This is a genomic window from Pseudoalteromonas sp. XMcav2-N, assembly GCF_024124545.1.
In the GTDB taxonomy this organism is placed as follows: Bacteria; Pseudomonadota; Gammaproteobacteria; order Enterobacterales; family Alteromonadaceae; genus Pseudoalteromonas.
Map to the genome: position 1 here is coordinate 1 of NZ_JAMXSF010000002.1, position 11,061 is coordinate 11,061.

The following is an 11,061-nucleotide window of genomic DNA, read 5'->3' on the forward strand; positions in this document are numbered from 1 at the left end:
CCGCCGACTCGACCAGCTCATGGCTCATCAGCTGAGTTTCAATCTCACCCAGTTCGACCCGGAAACCGCGGATCTTGACCTGATCGTCGCTGCGTCCGACAAACTCAATTTCGCCGTCTGCGCCCATGCGCACTAAGTCGCCGGTTTTGTATAAACGGGCGCTCAGCGCAGGATTGGCCGGGTCAAAATACGGGTTGTCAATAAAGCGCTCGGCGGTGAGTTCACTCTGATGCAGATAACCACTGGCCAGACACTGACCACTGACATACAGCTCACCCACCACACCCGGCGGGCATAATGTCAGCTGCTCGCTGAGCACCAGCGTCGCAGTATTGACGTTGGCGCGGCCAATGGGCACCGCACGCGGGTCATCGTACCCGCCGCTGATGGCATAGCCCGATGCGGTGACTGTGGTCTCAGTCGGACCATAGGTATTGAGCAACACAAAACCCGGTTTAAGCGAGGCCACCGATTGTTTATCCAGCGCTTCACCGCCGACAATCACCAGCCGCAGTGCCAGCGCTTCAAGCTCTGTTTCGCTCAGCGCCAGCATATGCCAGAACGCCGTTGGCAAACTGGCTACGCTGATGGCATGGCTGTCACAGAAGGTAATAAAGGCCTCGCGGCTCAGCGACACATCGTCGTCGCGCAGCACCAAAGTGGCGCCCTGAGTTAACGTTGCCAGCCATTCTTCGACGAAAATATCGAAGTTCATGGTAGAGAACTGCAACACGTTGTCGGCTTCGGTGATTTCGTAGCGTTGCTCGCAGTTAGCGGCAAAATTGATGAGGTTGTGATGACTGATCATCACGCCCTTGGGATTACCGGTCGAGCCCGAGGTGTACATCACATAGGCCAGATTTTCCGGGCTCAGCGCCACATCCGGGTTGCTGATTGGGTAGCCTGCGAACTGGCTGGCATCATCCAGCAGCACTGGTGTGACGTTAAAATTGCTCAGCATGGCAGCCACTTTTTGCTGGGTCAGCACTACAGACAGACCGGTGTCTTCGACCATATACGCCAGACGCTCCTGCGGATAATCCGGGTCCAGCGGCACATAGGCGCCGCCGGCTTTTAGAATGCCCAGCACGGCCACCATCATTTCCAGCGAGCGACCCACACACAGGCCAACCAAAGTATCCGGGCCCACCTGATGTTCAGCGCGTAAATAGTGCGCCAGCTGGTTGGCGCGTTCGTTGAGTAAATGGTAGGTCAGGATGTCATCGTCATAGCTGACGGCCACTCTGTCCATGGTTTTCGCGGCCTGCTGCTCAAACAGCTGATTTACCGAAGCTTGTGGTAAGGTCACAATCGGCCCTTGCTGTGCGCTCAGTAATGCCTGGCGCTGCTCGGCAGAATAGGCTGTCCACTGAGCCGGTGATTCTTCGGATTCGCGCATGACATGGTGTAATAAGTTGTCGATGGCGGTATTCATCAGATCTGCCACCAGCGCCAGCGGCACACGCGTATCAGCCTGGAAATCGAGGGTGAACGCATCACCAAAATCATTGACCGACAGATCCAGCGGATAGTTACTGCGCTCACGCACTGCTGCAATGTCGTACAGGCTGCTTTGTTGCTCGTCAAGGTTTTCAGAGTGACGGAAATTCAGCGTGGTACTGAACAGCGGCGAACTGGCATCCACCTGAGAGTGACGCTGCGCCTCGGCAAGTGCCACCTGCTCATAGGGGATCAACCCCTGCAGCTGCTCGTGCACCTGAGTCAGCAGAGTTCTGGCATCCACACCCGCCAGCTGAACACGCACCGGCAAGGTATTGATCAGCATGCCCAGCATACGCTCCACGCCCGCTTCACCGCTCATACGTCCTGACAATACAGTACCAAACACCACATCCTGCATATTACAACAGTGGCTCAGCACCTGTGCCCAGGCGGCATGGAACAGTACTGCCGGGCCCATTTGTAATTGGCGCGACAACTGACGAATACGCTCACCCTGTTCAGGTGCCAGCGCATAGCTAAGCTCCTGCGAATTAGACCCGTCTCCCAGCGTATCGGCCAGACCAAAAGGTAAGGTTGGCATATCAACATCACCCAGACGGGCCGAGAAAAATGCCGCGCTGTCGAGGGTTTTAGCAATGTGTTGTGATTTGGCAACGAACTCGCGATACGGCACCTGAGGTGGCAAGCTTTCCTGCTCACCCGCCACACACATGGCGAGTTCTTCCAGAATCAATTCAACCGACACATGGTCGGTGATCAGGTGATGATGCTTAAACAAAGCATGGACTTTGCCACTGGCCTCGTCCCGAACAACCTGCATGCGTACCAAAGGTGCCTGCTCGACATCAATTTTATGATTGCCGTGTTCAACAAAGTCATTAAAAGCCACCAGCACATCTTGCTCGGCACCAAAGTCCAGCCACTCAACCAGACTGCCTACCTCGCGCTGTACCACCTGAACCGCTTTGTCGCGACCGCGCCAGAGGATTACACTGCGCAAGATATCATGGCGGGCAACCACCTGCTCCAGCGCCGTAACAAAGCGCTCAAACTTGGTGTCATCCGCAAAGGTCAGTGCTGCAGAAATCACATAGGGGTCAAACTCTTGCTGCAAAGAATGCGCAAACAAAATGCCTTCCTGCAGTGGTGCCAGCGGATAGATATCCTGAATGTTTTGCACACCGCCGGGGATCTGCGCACAGACTGAATCAATCTCGCTTTGGGTCAGCGCAATCAATGGTAGCATCTGTGGCGTAATAACCGTGGTATCAGCCGTTATCCCATTCGCGGGCACTTGCCAGCTCAGCTCTTCTTCCAGCTTAGTCACAGTGGAGGCCATTTCAGCCAGTGTCTGGGCCTTAAAGATAGCTGCGGCTTCTGCCGTAAACCCGGCCTGTTTAAGCCGGGCATGGATCTTCATCACCAGCAGTGAATGTCCGCCCAGTTCAAAGAAGTTTGCCGTGCGACTGATGTTGCTCGCTTCAATACCGAGCAGCTGCGACCAGATGTCACTGAGCAAAATTTCCGTGTCCGTTTCAGGCGCTTCGTACTGGCCCTGCCCTGAAGCCATATCTGGTTCTGGCAGCGCGCGTTTATCAATTTTACCATTGGCATTGAGTGGCCATTGCGCCATAGCTACAAACGCTCCCGGAACCATGTAGGCCGGTAAACTATCGCCCAGTGCCTCACTTAACCAGTGACCCAATGTCTGGCCCTCAGGCACCTGAGTTGCAGGCTCCACATAGGCCACTATCATGGCATTATTGCTGAGGTCTTTACGAGCAATCACTAAGGCCTGCTCAACCTGCTCCAATGCATTGAGTGTGTGTTCGATTTCGCCTAACTCGACGCGAAAGCCGCGGATCTTAATCTGGTCGTCTACCCGGCCAACGTACACAATCTGGCCCTGCTCGTCGTAGCGTACCAGGTCGCCGGAGCGATATAAGCGCTGCGGATGTCCTTCACGCCCGGCAAAGGGATTATCAATAAAACGTTCAGCACTGAGCTCAGCCAGGTTGAGATAACCCAGCGCCAGCCCGTCGCCACCGAGATAGAGTTCGCCCACGGCGCCCACCGGCAGCAGTTGCTGCTGTGCAGATAAGACATAACAACGGTCACCACAAATCCCGCGTCCAATCGGCAGCACACCACGAGCAATATCATCGTTGTTCACCGCATACCAGGTTGAGAAAGTGGTGTTTTCTGTGGGTCCATATACATGAATAAACCGACAATTCGGGTTACTGGCCAGGGCTTTTTCCCAGCTGTTCAAACGCGCGGCTTCACCACCGGACAAGACACAACGTAATGAAGTCTGAGTGACGCCAGTTCGGCTCCACTCATCAAAGAGGCCGGTCGTCAGGAACATATCCGTGATCTGTTGTTCACCAATCACCTCATCCAGACGAGACACAGTTAAAAACTCCTCCGGGAACAGCACACAACGACCACCGTTGAGTAAGGGTCCCCAAATCTCTATGGTTGCTGCATCAAAGGCGATATTGGCACATTGCAAAAACGCCGTGTCACTCCCCAACTTAATAAAGTCAGGATTATCTACCAGACGTACCACCGCACGATGTGGCGTCATAACGCCCTTGGGGTTGCCGGTTGAGCCCGAAGTATAAATCACATACGCCAGAGACTGCGGTGACTGCGCGTCATTGCAGAGCGGATTATCCGTACCGTACTTAGCAAACCGGCTGTTGTGGCTATCCACAGACACTAACTCAGCACCACTGAACGAGAGCCGTTCGCACAGCGCTTGTTCAGTCAATATCACCTGCGCACCGCTGTCAGCCAGCATATACTCAAGCCGGGACTGAGGGTAATTGGGCTCCAGCGGTAAATAGGCACCGCCGGCTTTCACAATCGCCAATGTGGCTACCACCAATTGAATGGAGCGGCCAATGCACAGGCCCACTAAAGTGCCATTAGTCACGTTATGTTGCTCACGTAAGTAATGTGCCAGCTGGTTAGCCTGCGCGTTGAGCTCGCCATAACTGAGTGTCTGCTCATTGAGTTGCAGTGCAATGGCATCCGGCGTTTTTGCGGCTTGCGCTTCAAACACCTGTTGGATCTGCATATCACTGCGATACCAGGGCACATCCGCCTGCCACTGCACCAGCTGATGTTGCTGTGCCTGCTCGGGCAGTACGCTGTAAGCAGCGGTTTGCTCCGGTGTGTCTTCTAATGCTGTCACCAGATTTGTCAGCGCATTGGTCAGATAAGCCGCTATCTGCTTTGCATCAACCTGTTGGTCAATCTGGTACTCCAGCGAGAAGCCTTGCCCTAAATCATTTACCGACACGCCAAACGGATAATTGGTGCGCTCTTTGGCGCTCAGTAAAGTCCAGGCAGCATTGCTGTCGTGCAGCGCAGTTATATCGTCCTGCGCAGCAGAATGTCGGTAGTTCAGCATGGCACTGAACAGGGTTGCGCCGCTGGCCAGGCCACTGTATTTTTGTGCTTCGGCCAGCGATACCTGCTCGTAAGGCAACAAGGCTTTGAGGCTCTGATCGACCCGCTTAAGCTGAGTCAGCACAGGAGCCTCATCCAGTGAAACACGCAATGGCAGGGTGTTGATCATCATTCCCATCATGGTCTCAATGCCCGCCATGCCATTCATCCGGCCAGACATCACACTGCCAAATACCACCTCCTGCGACCCACAACAGGCGGCTATCACCTGCGCCCAGGCCAGATGAAACAGGGCTGCCGGACTCAGTCTTTCACGCCGTGCCAGGGTGCGGATTGCGTCACTCAACTCAATCGGTAATGTGTCATGGTGATCAACGATAGTCTCACCACTGCCTGTCACCTCACTCAGACCAAAAGGCAGTGTGGGGGTTTCTATATCGCCCAATTGCGCCGAGAAGAATTCGGCTACCTCAAGCCCTCGATTGTGTTCAAGCGTATGCGCGATAAAGGCACGATAAGGCAAGGGCGTGGGCAATGCCGAGTCGGGTTCATCACATAGCTGTTGTAACTGGGATACCAGGATATCCAGTGAAACGTGATCCGTTGTGAGGTGATGGAAAGTCAATAATGCGTAGTGCTTGCCCTCGTCACAGGCTTCTGTAACAGCCAACTTGATAAGTGGTGCCAGTTCAAGGTCCAGAGTGTGCTGATGCTCTGTCACATAGGCTTCAAATGCGGCTTTGATCGGTTGCTCAGTATCAAACACCAGATGCGACACGCTCAGCTTTGCTTCGCGCATCACCACCTGCACAGCTGTTTCGCGCTCGCGCCACATCACCGCTGTGCGCAGCACATCGTGGGTTGTCAGCATACGTTGCAGCGCCTGCTGGAAGTTCGCAAGCTGTTCAGATCCGGCAAACTCAAACGCCGCTGTGGTAACATACGGGTCAGCCTGGGTGTTTAAGGTATGCACAAATAACACGCCTTCCTGAAGGGGTGCCAGCGGATATATGTCTGCAATATTGCGGTGTGCACCGGGTATTTTTGCGGCAATCTCATCGATTTCATGCTGGCTCAACTCAACCAGATCCAGCATCTCAGGCGTCACATAGCCACAATCAGCCGGGATGCCATTTTCCGGCACTTCAAACGTGCTGCCATCTTTACCCTGCCTGTCCAGCAGTTCTGCCATTTCCCGTAACGACGCGGTAGCAAACAGATCGTGAACCCGCGCTTGCCAGTCCAGGCTTTGCAGCTGACTGGCCAGTTGCATCAGCAACAGGGAATGGCCGCCCAGCTGGAAGAAGTTGGCGGTCGCGCTTACATCATCGACTTTGAGTAACTCAGACCATAAGGCCGCCAACGTAATTTCGGTATTCGTTTGTGGTGCAAGATATTCCCCCTGCAACGCAATGGTTGTACACGCCAACAGAGCTTTCTTATCAATTTTACCGTTCGGGGTCAGTGGCCACTGAGTCAGCAATGTAAAATGCCCCGGCACCATGTGTGCTGGCAGCCCCTGCTCTAGCTCTCGTTGCAGAGCAAAGACAAACTCAGCCTGCTCCGACTCTGCCACCGGCTGCTCCGGGATCACACAGGCCAGTAACTGATTGGTGCCACCCTGGCGCTTTGCCAGCACCACACATGAGTGCACGGCCGAGAGTTTATTCAGGCCGTGCTCAATTTCTCCCAGCTCGACGCGGAACCCGCGCACTTTAACCTGATCGTCAGCACGCCCGACAAACTCCAGCTCACCATCCGGCAAATAACGAACCAGATCGCCACTGCGATACAGACGCGCTCCGGTCTGCGGGTTTTGCTGATAAAAGGGATTAGCGACAAACTTCTCTTCGCTTAATTCAGGGCGATTCAGATAGCCTTGCGCCAATCCGGCACCACCGATATACAGCTCACCAATTGAGCCAACCGGCAGCATTTTTTGATATTCATCCAGGACAAACAAAGACACATTATCGAGCGCCTTACCGATGCGAACCGCATTACCCGGCATCAATTGACACACAGTGGCACACACCGATGCCTCAGACGGACCGTAGGCATTATAAAAACCATAACGTGCAGACCATAAGTCCATCAGCTCTTGCTCGCAGGCTTCACCCGCCACAATCAGACATTGCAGGGCATAGTCTTCCCGATATTCCATGGTCGCCAAAAACGCCGGTGGCAAGGTCACATGGGTGATCTGCTGCTGGACAAATAAATCGGCCACTTTGGCCGGTTCAAGACGTGCCTCATCACTGCTGATCACTAAGGTAGCGCCGTTGAGCAGCGCCATGACCCAGTCCCAGGTGCCCGCATCAAAGCTGATTGACGCGTAGTGTAATACCCGGCTTTGTGGCTTGATGGCAAAACGGGCTTGCTGATTCTGCGCCAGATTGACAATACCACGGTGGGTACACATCACCCCTTTGGGTTTGCCCGTCGACCCCGACGTATAAATCAGGTATGCCAGCTCATCGCTATGCTGCTGTATCTCTGTGCTGAGGTTGTCCAGGCCACACTGAGCCCATTGTCCAGTCTGGGTGTCCAGCGAAATCACTTTGTCAGCGGCAAATGCCAGCGACTCACGACACCGCTCATTGGTCAGGATCACACTGACTGCGGAGTCTTCCATCATGTAAGCAAGGCGCTCCACCGGGTAATTGGGATCCAGGGGCACGTAAACACCACCCGCTTTTAGAGTCGCCAGGATGGCTATCATCATTTCGATAGAGCGGTTGATACACACGCCAACATAGCTGCCCGGCATAACCCCTTGTTGCGCTAAATAGTGAGCCAGCTGATTGGCCCGTTCATTCAGTGCCTGGTAGCTCAGGGACGCCTCACCAAACACCAGGGCGCAGTGTTTAGGCGTGGCAGCAACTTGCTGCTCAAACACTTGCTGTATCGTTAACTGAGAGGCATAGTCAACCTGATTGCCATTCCAGTCGAACAGCTGCTGTTCAACTTCCTGTTCAGTGGCTAACGTGTAATCGCCAATCAGCATGGTTGGGTTGGTTACCACATCGGCAATCATGGTCGTCAGCCGACTGACATGGCCATCAATCTCATCCTCGTTGAAGAAGTTTCGGTCAAAGTTAAACTCAACATGGACGTTATTAATATTATCATGGCTGCGCACATAAATAGACAAAGGGTATGAGCTAAAGCCACTGTTCAGTACCGCCTTGTAACTGGACACTTCGCCAAACTGGGTATCGGAAGGGTGATCTTCCACTGACAGCTGAATATCGAACAACTGACCCTCACCCTCATTCATCGGCCGAAGGTCGCGGATCATTTCATGCAGCGGGTACTTTTGATATTTGTAGCTGCGTTTGAGCTCGGCGGCCACGGCTTTAAAGGTGTCAGCAAAGCTATCGGTACGAGAAAAGGCCACGCCAACGGGGATCACCGACGCCATCATACCTATCGTCTGACGTAATTTAGCCGAGCTGCGGTTGTGGACGGGCATCCCGATGTGGACCAGATCACGCTTATCATTCATCTGCGAAAAATACACCGCGACCAGGGTGGTGAAAAAGTGTGTTGCCGAGCAGCCATAACGCGCGGCAACCGCGCCGATATGATTGTACTGCTGCTGGGTAAATTCGTATTCGCGACGGGCAAATGGCTGGTCATCAAACTGATTGGTTTTCTTCAGCAGCAGCGGATCGGGTAAGGCCTTAAACTTTTCCTGCCAGAAAGCCCGGTCTTTTTCGAACCGGCTACTCTGCCGATAGGCCTGGTCTTTTTCAATAAACTCGCTGTACGACGGGCGTTCTGGCACTTCTTTAATGAAATGCCCCTGAGCATCCATCGCCAGATACGTTTCACTGAGGTACTCAAGGAACAGACTGCCCGCGATACCATCCACTATCAGGTGGTGGAACACCATACACATGGCACTCTCCTGCTCGGAGATTTTTAACCAGTGGATACGCCATAAACAAGGGCCATAAATATCAAAGGGGGTAGACATCTGAGTCTGGCAATAGTCTGCTGCACGCTGATGCGCATCCGTATAGCCACTGAGGTCAATACACTTCCAGTCCAGTTCCAGATCATCATTGATGATTTGCCAGGGTTGGGTGTCTTCCAGTACCAGATTGATACGATAAGCATCTGTGTGCGCCACGACGTGATCCAGTGCATGCTTAAAGCGTATCGGGTCCAGTGCCCCTGTTAATACAAACCGACCCCCAACGTTGTACAGTGGGGATTCACTCTTGAATACTTGCTCCATCCAGACTGGTTGCTGAGATGATGTCAGGGGGTAACGTCTATTATTCATTCTTGGTCTATCCATACTCGCTGGCCCCGATACGCGGAGACCTTGATAATACTCTGGCCTTAAGGCATCACCGTAAGGCACAAAACGTAGCGGGCCAAAAGCCCGCGATCTGGCTTTCAGGCCAGCGCTACAGGCTGTTCAGCAACAGGTTCTGCAGATGAAAATGACGTGGTTACGTCTTCCATCTGACCAGCCTCAAATTTGAGAATACGGTCAGACAGTGAGAAGTAATGTTCGTCGTGACTGATCACGAATACGGTCTTACCCAAAGACTTAAGCTCAGGTAAGAGTTCGCGATAAAAGAAGTTTCTGAAATACGGGTCCTGATCGGCTGCCCATTCATCAAAAATATAAAGCGGTGTGTCTTCCATGTACGACAGCAATAAGCCCAGACGTTTCTTCTGACCCTGAGAAAGCTCAGTGGTCGATAAAATGCCTTTTTCTACCGTGACTTTCTGATCCAGCTTCAGCTTGCTCAGATACTGACGAATTTTGTTGTCATCGGCCAGCATGCCGTTGGCATCGATCACTTGCTCAAACAGGTAGAAGTCAGAAAAGATGGTGCTAAAGTGGCAACGGTACCAATCCATTGCATGCGCGGCATCCCGACCATCAAGGCGGATACTGCCGCGAGTTGGGGTATACAAACCACATAACACTTTGGCGAAGGTAGATTTACCACAGCCATTGCCGCCAATCAGGAAAACGATTTCGCCACGCTGGATTTGCGTACTGATAGGCCCGATGGAGAAGTGGTAGTCGTCGCTGTCATCACGACGGTATTCATATTCGATGGCCTCGATGTCCAGAGTGTGCCAGTTATGCTCAGGGTGCAGTGTGTTGTCCAGCTGATCAGTCAAAATCTCTTCCGATAGTTGCAGCTTTTCTATTTTCTGGCTCGACACTATGCCCTCAGCAACCACAGAGTAGGTGTTGATCAACACCGTCAGTGGACCAATCACATAAACCAGCGTCAGCACAAAGCTCACCACCACCTCAGTGGCTATGCCGCTCAAAAACAGCTGTGACATAAAAACCACAGACCCCAGCGCCAGGAACAAGATCAGATTGGTCCAGTTGCTCAGAATGATAAATATAATGTGCGCTGAAATTGTCGACTTTTTAATTTCCTGAATATTTGGCGTCACCACCTTTTTGTAAAAAAAACGCTTACGGTTGAAGTTAATATTCAGTTCTTTACCACCGTCAATCAGGGCACGAAAGTTCTTAAACAGGCTGTCATCCAGTTCCCGCACAGCCTGAAAGCGCTGAATGCCCAGGCTCATAAGCAGCTGAGCGACCAGCATAGCTAGCAACAACACGCCACCGACAAACAAAAACAGCTGCCAGGACTGATAGCTCATATAAGCAAAACACAGCAACACGGTAGCCAGGTTATAGGCCACATGCGGTACGGCACTCAGGGTTGCGGTGAGTGACTCAATGTCTTTGGTCAAAGTAGCAAAAATCCGATGCCCACCCACGCGCTCAATCTGCTCATAACTGGTCGACAAAACTCGCTGAACCAGATTCTCGCGAATACTTACCATGATCTGAACGGATAACTTAGTGAGAATGTACTGAGAAATCACACTAAAGGTTAGAAACCCCGCCAGTGCGACGAAAAAAATGCCCAGTGCTTTGAGCACATCAGAGTCCGGGTTAGACACATTTTCTATCTCAGCATTGACCAGTGAGATGATGCCGATGCCTGAAAGCGCACTGACAACGCTCAAAAGCGTGGCAAGTATGAGTAGTTTCTTATGAGATAAAACTAGCCGATATAACATAAAACAGCCTTGTAATGGTTACTAATTCTAAAATAGGTATTAGGCAGGCTGAAACTACTTTGCCCCAGCCTGCATGCTTGGGTCAGATAACCC

2 protein-coding genes are annotated in these 11,061 nt (G+C 52.6%); both read right to left on the reverse strand.

Going from position 1 to position 11,061, the window contains the following annotated elements; translation table 11 throughout:
• Window positions 1–9,178: non-ribosomal peptide synthetase (locus tag NH568_RS03030; protein WP_253044517.1), on the reverse strand; the 9,178-nt coding region annotated here is incomplete at its 3' end.
• Between the two features lie 116 nt (window positions 9,179–9,294).
• Window positions 9,295–10,968, reverse strand: a complete 1,674-nt coding sequence (locus NH568_RS03035; protein ID WP_253044518.1) for a cyclic peptide export ABC transporter — start codon at window positions 10,966–10,968, stop codon at window positions 9,295–9,297.
• Between the last annotated feature and the right edge of the window lie 93 nt (window positions 10,969–11,061).